Annotated in this window: 13 protein-coding genes; 6 read left to right on the top strand and 7 right to left on the bottom strand. The window is 64.2% G+C overall.

The features are described 5' to 3' along the window. Position 1 precedes the first annotated feature (1 nt). The gene (panB, locus tag AB9K35_RS24150; RefSeq protein ID WP_369930083.1) at positions 2 to 832 is read right to left on the bottom strand and encodes a 3-methyl-2-oxobutanoate hydroxymethyltransferase; all 831 of its coding nucleotides are present in this window, start codon (positions 830 to 832) and stop codon (positions 2 to 4) included. Positions 833 to 996: 164 nt separating this feature from the next. On the opposite strand from panB, the gene AB9K35_RS24145 reads away from it, so the two are divergent. The 4 genes from AB9K35_RS24145 to AB9K35_RS24130 all read left to right on the top strand — a co-directional run bounded on the left by AB9K35_RS24145 (position 997) and on the right by AB9K35_RS24130 (position 6032). Further along, positions 997 to 2475 (top strand): ABC transporter substrate-binding protein, encoded by a 1479-nt coding sequence (locus tag AB9K35_RS24145; protein ID WP_369930081.1) that lies wholly within the window; start codon positions 997 to 999, stop codon positions 2473 to 2475. 193 nt (positions 2476 to 2668) lie between these two features. Beyond that, positions 2669 to 3616: an ABC transporter permease gene (locus AB9K35_RS24140; RefSeq protein ID WP_369930079.1), complete on the top strand. Its 948-nt coding sequence runs from the start codon at positions 2669 to 2671 to the stop codon at positions 3614 to 3616. Next, positions 3613 to 4428: an ABC transporter permease gene (locus AB9K35_RS24135; RefSeq protein WP_369930077.1), complete on the top strand. Its 816-nt coding sequence runs from the start codon at positions 3613 to 3615 to the stop codon at positions 4426 to 4428. The genes AB9K35_RS24140 and AB9K35_RS24135 overlap by 4 nt, the downstream gene beginning before the upstream one ends. After that, the gene (locus AB9K35_RS24130; RefSeq protein ID WP_369930075.1) at positions 4425 to 6032 is read left to right on the top strand and encodes an ABC transporter ATP-binding protein; all 1608 of its coding nucleotides are present in this window, start codon (positions 4425 to 4427) and stop codon (positions 6030 to 6032) included. The genes AB9K35_RS24135 and AB9K35_RS24130 overlap by 4 nt, the downstream gene beginning before the upstream one ends. Positions 6033 to 6190: 158 nt before the next feature. On the opposite strand, the gene pncB is transcribed toward AB9K35_RS24130, so the two are convergent. From pncB to pncA, 3 genes are all read right to left on the bottom strand, one after another. After that, positions 6191 to 7480, bottom strand: a complete 1290-nt coding sequence (gene pncB / locus AB9K35_RS24125; protein WP_369930074.1) for a nicotinate phosphoribosyltransferase — start codon at positions 7478 to 7480, stop codon at positions 6191 to 6193. A gap of 62 nt (positions 7481 to 7542) precedes the next feature. Next, positions 7543 to 9840, bottom strand: a complete 2298-nt coding sequence (locus AB9K35_RS24120; protein WP_369930072.1) for an ATP-binding protein — start codon at positions 9838 to 9840, stop codon at positions 7543 to 7545. 57 nt (positions 9841 to 9897) lie between these two features. Further along, positions 9898 to 10500: a bifunctional nicotinamidase/pyrazinamidase gene (gene pncA / locus AB9K35_RS24115; RefSeq protein WP_369930070.1), complete on the bottom strand. Its 603-nt coding sequence runs from the start codon at positions 10498 to 10500 to the stop codon at positions 9898 to 9900. Between the two features lie 178 nt (positions 10501 to 10678). Between pncA and AB9K35_RS24110 the strand changes: the two genes are divergently transcribed. Then, positions 10679 to 11590, top strand: coding sequence for a rhodanese-related sulfurtransferase (locus AB9K35_RS24110; RefSeq protein WP_369930068.1), 912 nt, complete (start codon positions 10679 to 10681; stop codon positions 11588 to 11590). Between the two features lie 47 nt (positions 11591 to 11637). Here AB9K35_RS24110 and htpX read toward each other — a convergent pair whose 3' ends face one another. The 3 genes from htpX to AB9K35_RS24095 all read right to left on the bottom strand — a co-directional run bounded on the left by htpX (position 11638) and on the right by AB9K35_RS24095 (position 15967). Beyond that, entirely contained in the window at positions 11638 to 12561 is a 924-nt protein-coding gene (gene htpX, locus AB9K35_RS24105) for a zinc metalloprotease HtpX (RefSeq protein ID WP_369930066.1), read from the bottom strand. Between the two features lie 309 nt (positions 12562 to 12870). Further along, positions 12871 to 15288 (bottom strand): DNA topoisomerase (ATP-hydrolyzing) subunit B, encoded by a 2418-nt coding sequence (gene gyrB, locus AB9K35_RS24100; RefSeq protein WP_222454602.1) that lies wholly within the window; start codon positions 15286 to 15288, stop codon positions 12871 to 12873. A gap of 85 nt (positions 15289 to 15373) precedes the next feature. Beyond that, positions 15374 to 15967, bottom strand: coding sequence for an NAD(P)H-dependent oxidoreductase (locus AB9K35_RS24095; protein WP_369930064.1), 594 nt, complete (start codon positions 15965 to 15967; stop codon positions 15374 to 15376). Positions 15968 to 16074: 107 nt separating this feature from the next. Between AB9K35_RS24095 and AB9K35_RS24090 the strand changes: the two genes are divergently transcribed. Beyond that, positions 16075 to 16668: a TetR/AcrR family transcriptional regulator gene (locus AB9K35_RS24090; RefSeq protein ID WP_369930062.1), complete on the top strand. Its 594-nt coding sequence runs from the start codon at positions 16075 to 16077 to the stop codon at positions 16666 to 16668. The last annotated feature ends 1 nt before the right edge of the window (position 16669 follow it).

Raw genomic sequence — 16669 nt, 5'->3', positions numbered from 1 at the left:
GTCATCCTTTGGAGGGCGCCTGATCGGCAAACACGTGTTCAGGGGCAGGAAAGCTGCGGGCGCGGACCTCGGCAGCGTATTCGGCAATCGCCGCCTCGGCGTTCTGGCCCAGATCGGCATAGCGTTTCACGAATTTCGGTTTGAAGGCGGTGAAGAAGCCCAGCATATCGTCGACCACCAGGATCTGCCCGTCGCAGCCGGCACTGGCGCCGATGCCGATCGTCGGAATGGCCACCTCCGCGGTGATCCGGTCGGCCAGCCCCTGGGGCACCTTTTCCAGCACCACCGAAAACGCCCCGGCATCGGCGACGGCATGGGCGTCAGCCAGCACCGCATCGGCCTGCGCATCACGGCCCTGCACCTTGTATCCGCCAAGGGTGTTGATCGATTGCGGTGTCAGCCCGATGTGCGCCATCACCGGAATCCCGCGCTTGACGAGGAAACGGATGGTCTCGGCCATCTCGACCCCGCCTTCCAGCTTGACCGCGCCCGCGCCGGTTTCCGCCATCAGCCGCGCCGCGTTGCGAAACGCCTGCGCGGGACCTTCCTCGTAGCTGGCGAAGGGCATGTCGATGACCATCATCGTGCTGGACAGGCCGCGCGCGACGGCTTGTCCGTGCAGGATCATCATCTCCATGGTGACACCCAGCGTCGAGGGCAGCCCGTGCAGCACCATGCCGACGCTGTCGCCGACCAGCACGAAATCGCAGTGGCTGTCCATCAATCGGGCCATCGGCGTGGTATAGGCCGTCAGGCTGACCAGCGGCGTGCCGCCCTTGCGGGCACGAATATCTTCGGCGTTGGGGGCCTGTTTCCTGGCTGTCGCGCTCATGGCTTCCTGTCCGCTGTTCACACTCCGCACGGAGTACCAAGTTACGCCGCGCGCTTCCAGTGCGCGAAATGTCTCTCTGGTCTTGATTACGCTTGGGAAAACGGGAAACTCGTTTCCGATAGGCGCCGGAAACAGGCGCAGAAATGGATTCAGGGAGTATTGAGATGGCGTTGAGATCACTTGTTCTGGCGGCAGGATCCGCGATTGCACTGATGGCGGGTGGCGCCTGGGCAAAGGATAGCGTCACCATCGCCATGCAGCTGGAGCCACCGCATCTGGATCCGACCAGCGCCGCCGCCCAAGCCATCGATTCCGTAGTTTACAGCAACATCTTCGAAGGGCTGACCCGGTTCCAGGGCGATGGCTCGGTGGTGCCGGGGCTGGCCGAAAGCTGGGAGATTTCCGGGGACGGCACCGTCTACACCTTCCGCTTGCGCGAGGGCGTGACCTTCCACGACGGCAGCAGTTTTGACGCGGAGGACGTGAAGTTCTCGCTCGACCGGGCGCGGGCGGAAGACAGTACCAACGCGCAAAAGGCGCTGTTTGCCGGTATAACCGCCGTCGATGTGGTGGATCCGCAAACCGTCAGGATCACCCTGGACGCGCCCAACGGCGCCTTGCTGTTCAACCTGGCCTGGGGCGACGCGGTGATCGTGGCGCCGGAAAGCATCGGCAGCATCAAGACCAATCCGATCGGCACCGGGGCCTACAAGTTCCAGAACTGGGTCCAGGGTGATCGCATCGCCCTGACGCGGAACGAGAACTACTGGGGAGAGCCGCCCGCGCTGGAGAAGGCCACGTTCAAGTTCATCTCTGATCCCACCGCCGCCTTTGCCGCCCTGATGGCCGAGGACATCGACGCCTTCGACAACTTCCCGGCGCCGGAGAACCTGCCCCAGTTCGAGGCCGATCCCCGGTTCCAAGTGCTGGTCGGCTCGACCGAGGGGGAAACCATCCTCGCGATCAACAACAAGCAGCCGCCCTTCGACGATCTGCGGGTCCGCCAGGCGGTGGCCCATGCCATCGACCGGCAGGCGATCATCGACGGTGCGATGTTCGGCTATGGCACCCCGATCGGCAGCCATTTCGCGCCGCATCACCCGGCCTACAAGGATCTGACCGCCAATTCTGCCCATGACCCGGAGAAGGCGCGCGCCTTGCTCGCCGAGGCGGGGTTGCCGGACGGGTTTGAGACCACGCTGCACCTGCCGCCGCCCTCCTACGCGCGGCGCGGCGGCGAAATCGTCGCCGCCCAGCTGGCTGCGGTCGGCATCAAGGCCGAGATCATCAACGTGGAATGGGCGCAGTGGCTGGAAACCGTTTTCCGCGGCAAGACCTTCGGCCTGAGCATCGTCAGCCATACCGAGCCGATGGACATCGGCATCTATGCGCGGCCCGACTACTACTTCCAGTATGACAACCCGGCGTTCCAAGCCTTGATGACACGGCTGGAAGCGAGCAGCGATCCGGCCAGCCGCACCACCCTGCTGCAGGAAGCCCAGGCCATGATCGCCGCCGACTACGTCAACGGCTACCTGTTCCAGCTCGCCAAGCTGGGCGTGGCCAAGGCCGGGCTGGAAGGGCTGTGGGAGAACGCGCCCACCGCTGCGATTGATCTCAGCGCGCTGCGTTGGGCCGAATAACGACCGCCCGCCTTCTCGTCGGGCGGCTGCGCCTGCCCGACGACCACAGCCGGTGGAACCTGTGCGTCTATCGCCCAAAACCTGACCCTGTTCAGGCCACAACGCATTAACAGAGAACAATTTTTCAGACATTCCGGCAATTTCCTCTTCTGCCCTCTGGACCCCTGCCAAATGGCCTCCTAACGTCACGCTCATGCTGCGCTACGCTCTCAAACGTCTGCTTTCCCTGCTGCTCAGCCTGGCGGTTGCCTCGCTGGTGATCTTTCTGGTGGTCGAAGTCGCGCCGGGAGATCCGGCCTCCTTCATGCTGGGCGTCAATGCCCAGGCCGATACCGTCGCCGCGCTGCGCGCCGAACTGGGGCTGGATCAGGGCCAGGTCGCCCGCTACCTGTCCTGGGTTACCGGCATGCTGGGGGGCGATTTCGGCACCTCCTACACCTACCGCACGCCGGTGGCCGAGATGATCTCCGACCGGCTCTGGGTCTCGCTGCCGCTGGCGGTCTACGCGCTGGCCCTGTCGACGCTGATCGCCTTTCCCGTCGGCATCTACGCCGCCGCACGGCGAGGCCGCGGCGGTGACATGGCGGTGATGGGCGCAACCCAGCTGGGCGTGGCGGTCCCCAATTTCTGGTTTGCGATGATGCTGGTGCTGATCTTTGCCATCAACCTGCGCTGGTTCGGCGCCGGCGGCTTTCCGGGCTGGGAGGCTGGCATCGGCGCGGGCCTGCATGCGCTGACCCTGCCCGCGATCGCGCTGGCGCTGCCACAGGCGGCGATCCTCACGCGGGTGATGCGCTCGGCCCTGCTGGACATTCTGGGCGAGGATTTCATGCGCAGCGCCCGCGCCAAGGGGCTGAGCCGTCGCCAGGCGCTGTGGCGGCACGGGCTGCGCAATGCGCTGATCCCGGTGCTGACCATCATCGGGCTGCAGTTTTCCTTCCTGCTGGCCGGCGCCATCATCATCGAACAGGTGTTCTACCTGCCCGGTCTCGGACGTCTCGTGTTCCAGGCGATATCCGCCCGCGACCTGATCGTGGTGGAGTCGGTGGTGATGCTGCTGGTGTTTGCCGTCATCACGGTGAATTTCCTCGTCGATCTGGCCTATGCGCTGGTCGACCCCCGGCTGAGGAGCCGCACATGACCCGCAATCTGATCCTCGGCGGCGCCTTGTCGGCGCTGGTAGTGCTGGCGGCCCTGATCTCGTTCCTGTGGACGCCATATGACCATGCGGTGATGAACATCCCGGCCAAGCTGCAATCGCCCAATGCACAGCACTGGCTGGGCACCGACCATTTCGGGCGCGACCTGATGTCGATGATCATGGTCGGTGCGCGCACCTCGATCGCGGTGGCGCTGGTGGCGGTTGGCATCGGCATGGGTGTTGGCGTGCCGCTGGGGCTGACAGCGGCGGCTCGCAAGGGCAGCTGGCTCGACGAGGTGATCATGCGCGGCAATGATCTGGTCTTTGCCTTCCCGTCGCTGGTGATCGCCATCCTGATCACCGCCGTGCTGGGCGCCGGCGCGATCAACGCCATCATTGCGATCGGTATCTTCAATATCCCGGTCTTTGCCCGCATCACCCGCAGCGCGGCGCTGTCGCTATGGGAGCGGGAGTTCATCCTCGCGGCACGGGTGTCCGGCAAGGGCGCGGCGCGGATCTCGGCCGAGCATATCCTGCCCAATGTAACGAACCTGCTGATCGTGCAGGGCACCATCCAGTTTTCGCTGGGAATTCTGGCTGAGGCGGGCCTGTCCTACGTCGGCCTTGGTGCCCAGCCGCCCACCCCGAGCTGGGGGCGGATGCTGGCGGATGCGCAGACCATGGTCAGCTTTGCGCCGCATCTGGCGCTGGTGCCGGGCTGCGCGATCATCGTGACCGTGCTGGGGCTGAACCTGCTGGGCGACGGGCTGCGCGACCATCTGGATCCGAAACTGCGGGTGGCACGCACATGACACTGCTGGACATCACCAACCTGTCGCTGAAAATCGGCGGTCTCAGCGTCCTGCGGGACGTGTCGCTGACAGTCGACCCCGGCGAGGTCGTCGCCGTGACCGGCGAGAGCGGATCCGGCAAATCGATGACCGCGCTGGCGGTGATGCAGCTCCTGCCCGAGCGGGCGCGGACCAAGGGCTATGTCACGCTGGAAGGCACCCAGCTGCTGGAGCAAAGCGAGGCGCAGATGTGTGCCATCCGCGGCCGCTCGGTGGGCATGGTGTTCCAGGAGCCGATGACGGCCTTGAACCCGCTCAAGACCATCGGCGAACAGGTGATGGAGACGATCCTGATCCACCAGGCGATGCCGCGCGCCGAAGCGGAAGTCCGCACCTGCGAGGTGCTGGAGCGGGTTGGCCTGCCGCAGGACCGGTTCCCCCTGAGCCGCTACCCACACGAGCTGTCGGGCGGGCAGCGCCAGCGGGTCGTGATCGCGATGGCCATCGCGCTGCGTCCACGGCTGTTGATTGCCGATGAGCCGACAACGGCACTGGATGTCACCACCCAGGCGCAGATCCTCGAGCTGCTGAAGGATCTGGTTCAGGAATACGGCATGGGGCTGCTGATCATCACCCACGACCTGGCAGTGGTGGCGGATCTGGCCGATCGCATCGTGGTGATGCGGCATGGCGAAGTGGTCGAGACCGGTCAGACGCAGTGGCTGCTGCGCAATATGCGCCACCCCTATACCCGGATGCTGTTTGCCGCCTCGAACCACCAGGTCACCCTGCCCGACACCCCGGCGCAGCACCCTTTGCTGGAGGTGCGCGGGGCCGTCCGCGACTACAAAACGCCGCGCGAATCGCTGTTCGGCAAGCCGGGCCGTTACCGGGCCGTAAACAACGTCAGCTTCACCCTGCACCGCGGTGAACGGCTGGGACTGGTGGGTGAGTCGGGTTGCGGAAAATCGACCCTAACACGGGCGATTCTCGGCCTTGAGCCGCTACAGAAAGGCGAGATTCGCCTGGCAGGCACCGCCGTCACCCCGGATCTGAAGCCCGCGATTCGTCAAAAGATGCAGGTGGTCTTCCAGGACCCCTATGGCAGCTTCAACCCGCGCCACCGGGTCGCGCGACTGGTCAGCGAGCCGTTCCACCTGCTTGATGATGCGCCAACCGGCAGCGCCCGCGCCGACCTGATCGCCGAAACGCTGACCGCGGTGGGCCTGAAACCCGAAGACGGGCAGAAGTACATTCACCAGTTCTCGGGCGGGCAGCGCCAGCGCATCGCCATCGCCCGCGCGCTCATCACCCGGCCCGAACTGATCATCTTTGATGAGGCGGTTTCGGCGCTGGACGTGTCCGTCCGGGCCCGCATTCTGGACCTGATGGCCGAGCTCTGCTCAGCCTACGACCTGAGCTACCTGTTCATCAGCCACGACCTCAGCGTCGTGCGCACGATCACCGACCGCTGCCTGGTGATGCAGCGTGGCGAGATCGTCGAACAGGGGGCGACCGAGGACATCTTTGCCAATCCCCGGCACCCCTATACGCAGCAGCTGATTGCCGCCGCGCCGGTGTTGCCCGAGATCCCGGAACAGAACGCACATTCCCAACAAGCCTGAGGGCACCGGGCCCGGCAGGCCTGAGAGCACCGGGCCAAACCGGCCGAAGATGGATACCCATAGAAGCGCCGTACCGGGGGCAATGCCCAGCCTGCGAAACCTGCCACACCGTGCCTTGCGGCTGACGGGCGCGTGGTTGGCCAGCGCCGACCCCAACCTCAGACGATGACGTCCTGACTCTCCTGCGCGCCGACGCTGAAGACGCGCTTGTACCGCTCGATCTCCGCCGCCGGTCCCATCGCCTTTTCCGGGTTGTCCGACAGTTTCACCGTCGGACGCCCATTGGCCGAGATCGCCTTGCACACCAGCGAGAAGGGGGCCAGCGCATCATCCGGCACCAGGCCACGGAAATCATTGGTCAGCAGCGTGCCCCAGCCGAACGACACCTTGGTGCGGTCAGCGAATTGCGCATGCAGCTCGCGGATCTGCTGGACGTCCAGACCGTCAGAGAAGATCACCCGCTTCTGCGCCGGATCTTCGCCCCGGTCCTTCCACCAGTTGATCGCCACTTCGGCGCCCTTGGCGGGGTCGCCGCTATCGATGCGGATGCCGGTCCAGCCCGCCAGCCAGTCGGGCGCGCGATCAAGAAAGCCTTCGGTGCCGTAGGTGTCGGGCAGGATGATGCGCAGGTTGCCTTCATGCTCGTCATGCCAGTCGGACAGCACGTCATAAGGCGCCTGGGCCAGCTCAGCGTCGCTTTCGGCCAGCGCCGAATAGACCATCGGCAGCTCATGCGCATTGGTGCCGATCGCCTCGACCTCGCGGCGCATGGCGATGAGACAGTTGGAAGTGCCGGTGAACTTGTCGCCCAGCCCTTCGATCATCGCCTGCACGCACCAGTCCTGCCACAGGAAGGAATGGCGGCGGCGGGTGCCGAAATCCGCGATGGAGAGGCCATCGATCTCACGCAGTTGTTCGATCTTTTCCCAGACGCGGGTCATGGCGCGGGCATACAGCACCTGCAATTCGAACCGGCCCATGCTGTTGATGACAGCCCGGCTGCGCAACTCCATCAGGACCGCCAGCGCCGGGATCTCCCACAGCATGACCTCGTGCCACTTGCCTTCAAAGGTCAGCTCGTACTGGTCGCCCTTGCGTTCGAGATGGTAGGGCGGCAGTTGCAGCCCTTCGAACCACTCCATGAAGTCCGGGCGGAACATCTGCCGCTTGCCATAGAAGGTGTTGCCGCGCAGCCAGGTGCTTTCGCCACGACTCAGCGACAAGGAGCGGATGTGATCGAGCTGTTCGCGCAGCTCGCCCTCGTCGATCAGCCGCGCCAGGGGCACGTGGCTCGAACGATTGATGAGCGAGAAGGTCACCGTGGTGTCCGGCTTGTTGCGAAACACCGACTGACACATCAGCAGCTTATAGAAATCGGTATCAATCAGCGAGCGTACGATCGGGTCGATCTTCCACTTGTGATTGTAGACGCGGGTTGCAATGTCCACCGGCGGCCTCTCTCCTCAGGGTCAGGGATTGATAGGACACCCGCTGCACGAGAGCAAGGCAGTCAACCGGCGCAGCGCGGTCGGGTTGCCAGTTTCTCAAGCAGTTCAACCAGTTTGCGGCGACTGACAGGCTTGCTCATGAAGTCGTCCATCCCCGCCGCGAGGCAGGCCTCGCGGTCCGAGGCGAAGGCATTCGCCGTCAGGGCCACGATGCTCGGCTGCGGCAACGGCAGGCGGCGGATGGCCCGGGTGGCCTCCAACCCATCCATTTCGGGCATCGACATGTCCATCAGGATGACATCCGGGGCTGTCGCCTCGAACTGCTGCACGGCCGCCCGCCCGTTCTCGGCAAACAGCAGGTCCACGTCCACCGAGCGCAGGAACTTTTCCACCAGCTTGCGGTTCAGGAGGTTGTCCTCGGCCACGAGAACCCTCAGCCCCTTGAGCGACGGCAGTTCGCCAACGTCGACCTCGGCTATCGCGGCATGCGGCACCGGGGCTGCCTGACAAGGTTGCAGCATCAGCTGCACGGTGAAACAGGTCCCTTCTCCGAGTGTGGATTGCGCGGTTATCCCGCCACCCATCGCCTCGGCCAGGCCGCGGCTGATGGTCAAGCCAAGGCCGGTGCCGCCAAAGCGCCTGCTGATGGCGGCGTCAGCCTGGGAAAACCGTTCGAACACGCTGTCCAGATGTTCGGGCGCGATGCCGATGCCGGTGTCGGCGACCGAAAACACCACGCCAACCGGCTGCGGCCCATCCGCCATCTGGGCCGCGTCGCTGGCATCCGCAGCCGTAAGATCCAGATCCAGGGTCACCTGTACCCGCCCCTCGGGGGTGAACTTGATGGCGTTGCCCAGCAGGTTCATCAGGATCTGGCGAATGCGGCGGTCATCACCGTGCAGGCGCCGGGGGACCGTTTCGCCGATCTCCAGCACCAGCTCCAGCCCCTTGGCCTCCGCCTGCGGCTGCAGCAACCGGACCGTGGAGCGGAAGCAGGCGTGCAGGTCGCAATCAACGCAGTTGAGAACGATGCCCTCGGCCTCCATCTTGGAATAGTCCAGAACGTCATTGATCAGCGCCAGCAGGATGTCCGCCGAACTGAGGATCGCGTCGGCATAGGATTTCTGTTCCGCGTTCAGCCCGCTGCCCCGCAGCAGCTGGGCCATCCCGACCACCCCGTTCATCGGCGTGCGGATTTCATGGCTCATGGTGGCCAGAAAATCGGCCTTGGCGCGGTCACCCTCTTCGGCGGCGATGCGCGCCTCCTCCAGTTGCTGGGCATGTCTCTTGGCGGCGGTGACGTCACGCTCCACGGCCAGCAGGGACTCGAGCTCTCCCTCGCGGTTCAGCACCGGCACCTGGCTGGTCTCGATCCAGATGTCCTGCCCGTCCTTGCGCCGATTGCAGACCTCGATGCGGACGGGCTGGGCGGTTCGGATACCTTGCTGAAGCTTGCGGATGGTCTCCGGATCGGTGTCCGGGCCGTTCAGAAGATCCCCGGGAAAGGTGCCAACAGCCTCCTCGAAGGTGTAACCGGACAGACGCGTGAAACTGTCATTCACCCAGGTAATGCGCCCTTCCCTGTCCATCAGCATGACACTGTCATGGGCATTCTGCGCCACCAGAGCCAATCGTCGCGCCTGCATCTGCTGCTCGGTCAGCCGGTGATGGGCCTGTTCCAGCTCTTCCTGTTGCTGCGCCTGCGCCAGGCTCCGCTCGCGGCCACGGTCGAAGTTGCGCAGGATGAACTGCAGGAACCAATAGCCCGATACATAGAGCACCAGCAGCCCGCCCAGATGCAGATAGTGCATCGGCACCAGACTGGGTGCGGTGATGAAATCGTGAACCAGCATCAGCACTGGCAAGGCGGCGTAGACCCCCAGTTTGAGGAACACCGCCCGCGGGTTGTAGGGCATCACCATGCCGGTGTTCAGCGCCGCACCGAGGACAAGGCCCACGGTGAACAGCGGCCCGTTGTGCGTGTTCGGCGGCAGGTTCGGCAGCTCGATCCAGTAGGGCGCCAGCGCCGCAACCGAAAACGTCATGGCCTGCACCAGCCCGGTCAGGCAGCTCAGCCATTGCAGGTGCCCGACCCGCATGTCCCGCCGCAGAAGGCTGCCGACACGGGACAACAGCAGCGTATCAAGCACATCCCCCGCCAGGGAAATCGCAAATGCCAGCAACGCGAGGATCGGTGGCGCAACCAGCGCCAACACCGCAAATGCAGCGAACATGCAAAACTGGCGCGCCCAGAAGGTGCGCACGCGACCGGTCGCGTAGCTCTGCAAAAGCGCGGCCGGGTCGTAGCGCATGTAGAAACTGGCCAGCGGCCCGGAGGCGGCGTCGTTCGTGCTGTTCATCACGTCATCCTGCCGACAGGGTATGAACACAGTCTAACCCGGTGACAGTTTATTTTACTACACTCGTGATTGCAGCTTGACGCCCCTTGACTCCATATGAGTGAGAGCGGCGGCCAAAGAGCCGTCCATGTCGATGGCGCGACAGGCCGCCAGGTCCACGGTCACCGCAAAGCCCAGCCGGGCGGCATCGAGCGCGGTGTAGGCCACGCAGAAATCCGTGGCCAGTCCGGCCAGCGTCAGCGCGGTAATGCCACGGCTGCGCAGATAGCCCTCCAGCCCGGTGGGGGTGGCCTGATCGTTCTCGAAGAACCCGGAGTAGCTATCGACGTCCGGCCGGAATCCCTTGCGGATGATGAGATCGCCATCGGTGCGCAGATCGGCATGAAAATCGGCACCCGTTGTCCCCTGCACACAGTGGTCGGGCCACAGAACCTGCGTGCCGTAGGGCATCTCGATGCTCTCGAACGGATTTTTGCCCGGATGCGAGGAGGCAAAGGACGAATGCCCCGCAGGGTGCCAGTCCTGGGTCAGAATCACCGCATCGAAACGGTCCATCATCGCATTGATCGGGGCGACCACCTCATCCCCGCCGGGCACTGCCAGCGCGCCTCCGGGACAGAAATCATTCTGCACATCCACGACGATCAGCGCCTCAGTCATTTGCGGCTCCTCCGGTTGAAACATACAAAATGTAGCGTCTTCAGCGGGGATTGGAAATCCGCCCCCGGGGAAATGGGGCCGACACGTGCAAAGATGCCTCTGAAACACGCATTTTAATGCCGTGGCCAGCCGCCTCTCGCCTCTTGAATTACCGGCGCGAGGGTTCTAAGGCCGAGCCATGTACAGGATTGCCGCGCTTTACCACTTCACCCGTTTCTCCGATCCCGCTGCGATCAAGCCGCCGCTTCTGGCGCTTTGCCAGGCGGAAGGCGTCAAAGGATCTCTGCTGCTGGCGCAGGAGGGAATAAACGGCACCATCGCCGGGTCACACAGCGCCATTGACGCGGTTCTGAACCACATCCGCGCCCTGCCCGGCTGTGCCGATCTGGAGTGGAAAGAGGCCACCGCCACCGAGCCCCCCTTTGGCAAGATGAAGGTGCGCCTGAAGAAAGAGATCGTCACCATGGGTCAGCCGGATGTCGACCCGCGGGCCAACGTCGGCAATTACGTCGAACCCGAGGACTGGAATGACCTGATCCAGCAGGACGACGTGGTGGTGATCGATACCCGCAACGATTACGAGGTGGCAATCGGCACGTTTCAAGGCGCGATCGACCCAAAGACCGAGAGCTTCCGCGACTTCCCGGCATGGTGGGAGGAGAACAAGGCGCGTTTCCACAACAAGCGCGTGGCGATGTTCTGCACCGGCGGCATCCGCTGCGAGAAGTCGACCAACTACCTCCTGGGTCAGGGGGTGGAGGACGTCTACCACCTGAAGGGCGGCATTCTGCGGTACCTCGAGGAAGTGCCCCCGGAAAACAGCACCTGGCAGGGGGAGTGTTTCGTCTTTGACAACCGGGTGTCGGTCGGACACGGTCTGGTCGAAGGCCCGCATGAACTGTGCCACGGGTGCCGCCGCCCGATCCTGCCGGAGGACAAGTCGCGCCCGGAGTTCGAGCAGGGCGTGAGCTGCCATCAGTGCATCAACGAGACCAGCGAGGCCGACAAGGCCCGGTTCCGCGAGCGCCAGAAGCAGATGCAGCTGGCCCGTGAACGCGGCGAAGAACACCTCGGCAACATACCGCTTTAAGCACCACCCGGCTGGCGGCGCGTGTCCAAAGACGGTCGTGCCTGGCCTCAGCCCCAGGGACCGATATCACGACGTCCGGGCGCTTGCGACCGGCCGCGGCGGGGGCCAGGCTGCAGGCCGGGACCCGGGGGATGTCCGCCCTGCCGCGCCATCGCGCGCAATGCGGCCACGCGGTTTTCCGTCGCGGGATGGGTGGCAAAGAGGTTGTCATGCTTGTGGGCATGCAAGGGATTGATGATGAACATATGCGCCGTCGCCGGATTGCGCTCGGCCGCATGGTTGTCGATGCGAGCGGCCCCCAGGGCGATCTTCTCCAGCGCCGAGGCCAGCCACAGAGGCTCGCCGCAGATTTCGGCACCGGCCTTGTCGGCTGCGTATTCCCGGGTGCGACTGATGGCCATCTGCACCAGAGCCGCGGCCAGAGGTGCCAGGAACATCATCAACAGCGTCCCGATCAACCCCAGGCGCTCCCGCGAGCCGCCAAAGAACATCGCGAAATTCGCCAACATGGAGATCGCACCGGCAAATGTCGCGGTCACGGTCATGATGGCGGTGTCGTGGTTGCGGATGTGGGCCAGCTCATGCGCGATGACGCCGGCCACTTCTTCCCGTGACAGGCTTTGCAACAGGCCGGTGGTCACCGCGACGGCGGCATTCTCGGGGTTGCGACCGGTCGCAAAGGCGTTGGGCTGCGGCGTGTCGATCAGGTAGAGCTTGGGCATCGGCAGGTTCGCATTCTGCGCAAGTGTGGCGGTCAATTCGTGCAGCCCCATCCGGTCGCCAGCGGGAACCGGTTGCGCATTGTGCATGCGCAACACCATGCGATCGGAATTCCACCAGGTGAACAGATTCATGGCCGCGGCCACAACCAGCGCAATCACCGCTCCGCTCGCGCCGCCGATCAGGTAGCCCACCCCCATGAAGAGCGCGGTCATCGCTGCCATCAGCATCGCTGTCTTCACATAGCCCATCGTCGCCTCCCGCACCTTACCGTGACGTCTTGAACGAGATATGGGGCGGCGGGGGCCCTGTGCAAGATTTTGACAGCACGCCGAGCGGCAAACCGGAGCCGAACAGGCGCTGCAACACCGACAGGAGCAGCACGCGCCAAACAAAGGCAGTGGCCCTAAGCGTCCAACACCCGCGTTGCACGTCCCGAACGGCGGTGAGCACCACCTGCCCGCGGCGTGCACGGCGCGCGTCCTGCACGCCGCGCAAAATGGGCGTCATTCTGCCCGAGACACGTGCCTGCGTGCGGTTCGCCGGGTTGTCACACCAGATCAGAAATCCAGGTTTTCGACGCTCAGCGCGTTTTTCTGGATGAATTCGCGGCGCGGCTCCACCACATCTCCCATCAGCTTGGTGAAGAGATCGTCTGCCTCGACCATGTCGTCGATGCGGACCTGCAGCAGGGTGCGGGCATCCGGGTCCAGCGTGGTTTCCCACAGCTGGTCGGGATTCATCTCGCCAAGCCCCTTGTAGCGTTGCAGGGTCAGCCCCTTTTCGCCCTCTTCCAGAATTGCCTTCAGCAGCCCCAGCGGGCCGTGGATGAGCTGGTTGCGGTCGCGGCGGACCAGCTGGGCGGTGGTGCCGTAGACCTCCTGCAGGCTTTGGGTGAAGCTACCGGTACGGCGTGCCTCGCCCGAGCGCAGCATCGGGCCGTCCAGGGTGCGCACTTCCTCAACCCCGCGCAGGATGCGGGCCAGGCGGATACCATGATCCTGGGTGATCCGGCCCTGCCAGCCGCGCTCATACTCCAACGCGATGAGGTCGAGACGCTGTGCCACCTTGTCGGCCACACCTTGCAGATCCGCATCCACCGCACCCGGCACAAAGGCACCGGCCACGGCTGCCTGCTCGAGGATGTGGCGCGGGTAATGGGTCGGGAAGGCGTCCAGAACCCGTTTCAGCTGGCGCGCCTCGTCGACCACGCGGGTGAGATCAGCACCGGCCATTTCAGAGCCGTCGCCCAGTTTCAGCACCGCGCCGTCGACGCCCTGGTTGATCAGGTAGTCGTCCAGCGCCGCCTGGTCCTTGAGGTAGACCTCGGACTTGCCGCGGGCCACCTTGTAGAGCGGCGGCTGCGCGATGTAGAGATAGCCGCCTTCGATCAGCTCCGGCATCTGCCGGTAGAAGAAGGTCAGCAGCAGCGTGCGGATGTGGGCGCCGTCGACGTCAGCGTCGGTCATGATGACGATCTTGTGGTAGCGCAGCTTGGAGATGTCGAACTCGTCCCGGCCGATGCCGGTGCCAAGCGCCATCACCAGGTTGCCGATTTCCTGGCTCGACAGCATCCTGTCAAAGCGCGCGCGCTCCACGTTCAGGATCTTACCGCGCAGGGGCAGGATGGCCTGGGTCATCCGGTCGCGTCCGGTCTGGGCCGAACCGCCAGCCGAGTCACCCTCGACGAGGAAGACTTCGGTTTTCGAGGGATCCTTCTCGGAGCAATCCTTGAGCTTGCCCGCGAGGTAGTTCACGTCCATCGCGGTCTTGCGGCGGGTCAGCTCGCGCGCCTTGCGCGCGGCCTCGCGGGCCAGCGCGGCCTCGATGATCTTGCCGACGATCTGCTTGGCCTCGTTCGGGTTCTCTTCGAACCACTCGGCCAGCTTCTCGCCGACCAGGCTCTCGACCACCGGACGCACTTCCGACGACACCAGCTTGTCCTTGGTCTGGCTGGAGAATTTCGGATCCGGCACCTTCACCGACAAAACGCAGGTCAGGCCTTCGCGGGCGTCATCCCCCGTGAAGGAAACCTTTTCCTTCTTGGCGATGCCCGAGGACTGCGCATAGGCATTGATGGTGCGGGTCAGTGCACCACGGAAGCCCGCGACATGAGTCCCCCCGTCGCGCTGCGGAATGTTGTTGGTAAAGGGCAGCACCGTCTCGTGGTAGCTGTCGTTCCACCACATGGCGATCTCGACACCGATCTCGTCCTTTTCGCCCACGATGTAGACCGGGGTATCCATGACCGGGGTCTTGTGGCGGTCGAGGTATTTGACGAATTCCTTGACGCCGCCCTCGTAGAACAGCTCGACCTCGAGCCGCTCGGCCGGGCGCTCGTCGATCAGAATGATGCGGACGCCCGAGTTCAGGAACGCCAGTTCGCGCAGGCGTTTTTCCAGCGTTTCAAACGAATATTCCAGATTGGAGAAGGTGTCGGTGGAGGCGAGGAACCGGACCTCGGTCCCGGTCCGGTCGCCGCAGTCGCCGACCACGGTCAGGTGCTTTGCGGTTTCGCCGCGCTCGAACCGGGCGACGTGTTCCTTTCCGCCCCGCCAGATCCGCAGCTCCAACCAATCGGAGAGCGCGTTCACCACCGAGACACCCACGCCGTGCAGACCGCCGGAGACCTTGTAGGAGTTCGAGTCGAACTTTCCGCCGGCGTGCAGCTGGGTCATGATCACCTCGGCTGCGGAGACACCTTCCTCGGGATGGATATCAACCGGAATCCCGCGCCCGTTGTCGCTGACGGAGACGCTGGAGTCGGCATGGATTTTCACCGTCACGTGGTCGGCATGACCGGCGAGCGCCTCGTCAATGCCGTTGTCCACGACTTCGTAAACCATATGGTGCAGGCCCGAGCCGTCATCCGTGTCCCCGATGTACATGCCGGGGCGCTTGCGCACCGCCTCCAACCCTTTGAGAACCTTGATGGAATCCGCGCCATATTCTGCGGGAGCCTGCTCGTTTCCGGACATTCGCATCTTCCTGTCTTTGCTTCAGGATTTTATACGAAGTCTGGTCGGGATTGTCACGCGCAAGCCCCTTTTTTTCTGGGCTGTTTCACGCCGCCCTGGCCCCCAGACCACGGGCGGTTTGCAGCCAGGCCTCGACCTTGTCGTCCGGCGCGTCCGTCGCAGGGGCAAAGGTGGTGAACCGCGTCGGCCTGATGCCGATAAAGCCGAGAATCTGGCGGCTGAGAAAGCGCTTCACCGCATTCCCGTAAAACAGCCAGAGCCACAAGGCGGGGGTGTCAGCGGTCAGCAGTACCCGGGCCGTCTTCCCCGTCAGCATGGGCGCAGGCAGACCCATGAAGTTGACGTTCCGAGGGTCGAAGGCGTGCCCCGGCAACAGCGCCCTGTCAAAGACCGCCTTCAGCTTGGCCGGGATCGCGCCCCACCAGAGCGGCGCGGCCATCACGACATGCTCGGCCCATTCGAGATCCTCGAGAAACGCTGCGAGGTCCGGCTCCAGGGGCTTGGGGTTCTTATAGCCGCTCTGCCCATAATCCATGTCGAACTGCATCTGCGAGACATCGTGGTAGCGGATTTGATGGCCCGCCTGCTCTGCCGCGGCCTGGTAGGCCGTGCACAGGGATTTCGACAAGGACGCCGGGCCGGGGTGACCGTTCAGTACCATGATTTTTCGGGCAGACATTTCGCGCTCCGCAAGCTAAGTTGACCATGGTCATTTAATATATCAAAAATGACCGCGGTCAACTATTAAAGTGACCGCGGTCAATAACGGGATCGTGAGGTAGAGGCATGACACGCGCCCCTCAGAAGCGGCGGCTGGAAACGCGGGCGAAACTGCTGGACGTGGCCGCCACCATTGTGCGAGAGCAGGGCTACAGCGGCCTGCGGGTAGAAGAGGTGGTAGCGCGCGCAGGCGTGGCAAAAGGCACCTTGTTCTCCCATTTCGGGGACAAGGACGGATTGCTGGCGGTGCTGATCGGCGCAGACGTGATGCGCCTGCTGGACGAAATGGAATCACGCGATGCCCCGGCGGATGCGGAGGAGCTGGCGGCTCGGCTGGCACCGCATATGGACTACGTGGCCCAGGACAGGGTGATCTTTGATTTGCTGCTGCGCTATTCCGGCGCCACGACCACCCCTCCGGATGAGGTCGTCACCGCCAGCTTCCTGCGCCAGGTCGCACTGCTGTCCGACTGGATTCGCCCGCTGCAGGCAGCGGGAAAGATCCGTCGCGACCAACCGCCCGAACTGCTGGCAGAAGGGATTCAGGCCTTCGCGAACCATGTGCTCGGCCTGTGGTTCTGCAGGGAGCACGATACCGTTCCCCCGCCAGCACAGGCGCTCGCACCCTATCTGCAGGCATGGCTGCAACCAGCGCCCTAGT

It is taken from the genome of Leisingera sp. XS_AS12 (genome assembly GCF_041224635.1).
Lineage (GTDB): Bacteria > Pseudomonadota > Alphaproteobacteria > Rhodobacterales > Rhodobacteraceae > Leisingera.
This window is presented reverse-complemented; position numbering and strand designations above follow the sequence as displayed.

What these genes read in the sequence shown, in the direction of transcription:
- panB (WP_369930083.1), bottom strand. Translation starts at nt 832, where the DNA reads ATGAGCGCGACAGCCAGGAAACAGGCCCCCAACGCCGAAGATATTCGT.
- AB9K35_RS24145 (WP_369930081.1), top strand. Translation starts at nt 997, where the DNA reads ATGGCGTTGAGATCACTTGTTCTGGCGGCAGGATCCGCGATTGCACTG.
- AB9K35_RS24140 (WP_369930079.1), top strand. Translation starts at nt 2,669, where the DNA reads ATGCTGCGCTACGCTCTCAAACGTCTGCTTTCCCTGCTGCTCAGCCTG.
- AB9K35_RS24135 (WP_369930077.1), top strand. Translation starts at nt 3,613, where the DNA reads ATGACCCGCAATCTGATCCTCGGCGGCGCCTTGTCGGCGCTGGTAGTG.
- AB9K35_RS24130 (WP_369930075.1), top strand. Translation starts at nt 4,425, where the DNA reads ATGACACTGCTGGACATCACCAACCTGTCGCTGAAAATCGGCGGTCTC.
- AB9K35_RS24120 (WP_369930072.1), bottom strand. Translation starts at nt 9,840, where the DNA reads ATGAACAGCACGAACGACGCCGCCTCCGGGCCGCTGGCCAGTTTCTAC.
- pncA (WP_369930070.1), bottom strand. Translation starts at nt 10,500, where the DNA reads ATGACTGAGGCGCTGATCGTCGTGGATGTGCAGAATGATTTCTGTCCC.
- AB9K35_RS24110 (WP_369930068.1), top strand. Translation starts at nt 10,679, where the DNA reads ATGTACAGGATTGCCGCGCTTTACCACTTCACCCGTTTCTCCGATCCC.
- htpX (WP_369930066.1), bottom strand. Translation starts at nt 12,561, where the DNA reads ATGGGCTATGTGAAGACAGCGATGCTGATGGCAGCGATGACCGCGCTC.
- gyrB (WP_222454602.1), bottom strand. Translation starts at nt 15,288, where the DNA reads ATGTCCGGAAACGAGCAGGCTCCCGCAGAATATGGCGCGGATTCCATC.
- AB9K35_RS24095 (WP_369930064.1), bottom strand. Translation starts at nt 15,967, where the DNA reads ATGTCTGCCCGAAAAATCATGGTACTGAACGGTCACCCCGGCCCGGCG.
- AB9K35_RS24090 (WP_369930062.1), top strand. Translation starts at nt 16,075, where the DNA reads ATGACACGCGCCCCTCAGAAGCGGCGGCTGGAAACGCGGGCGAAACTG.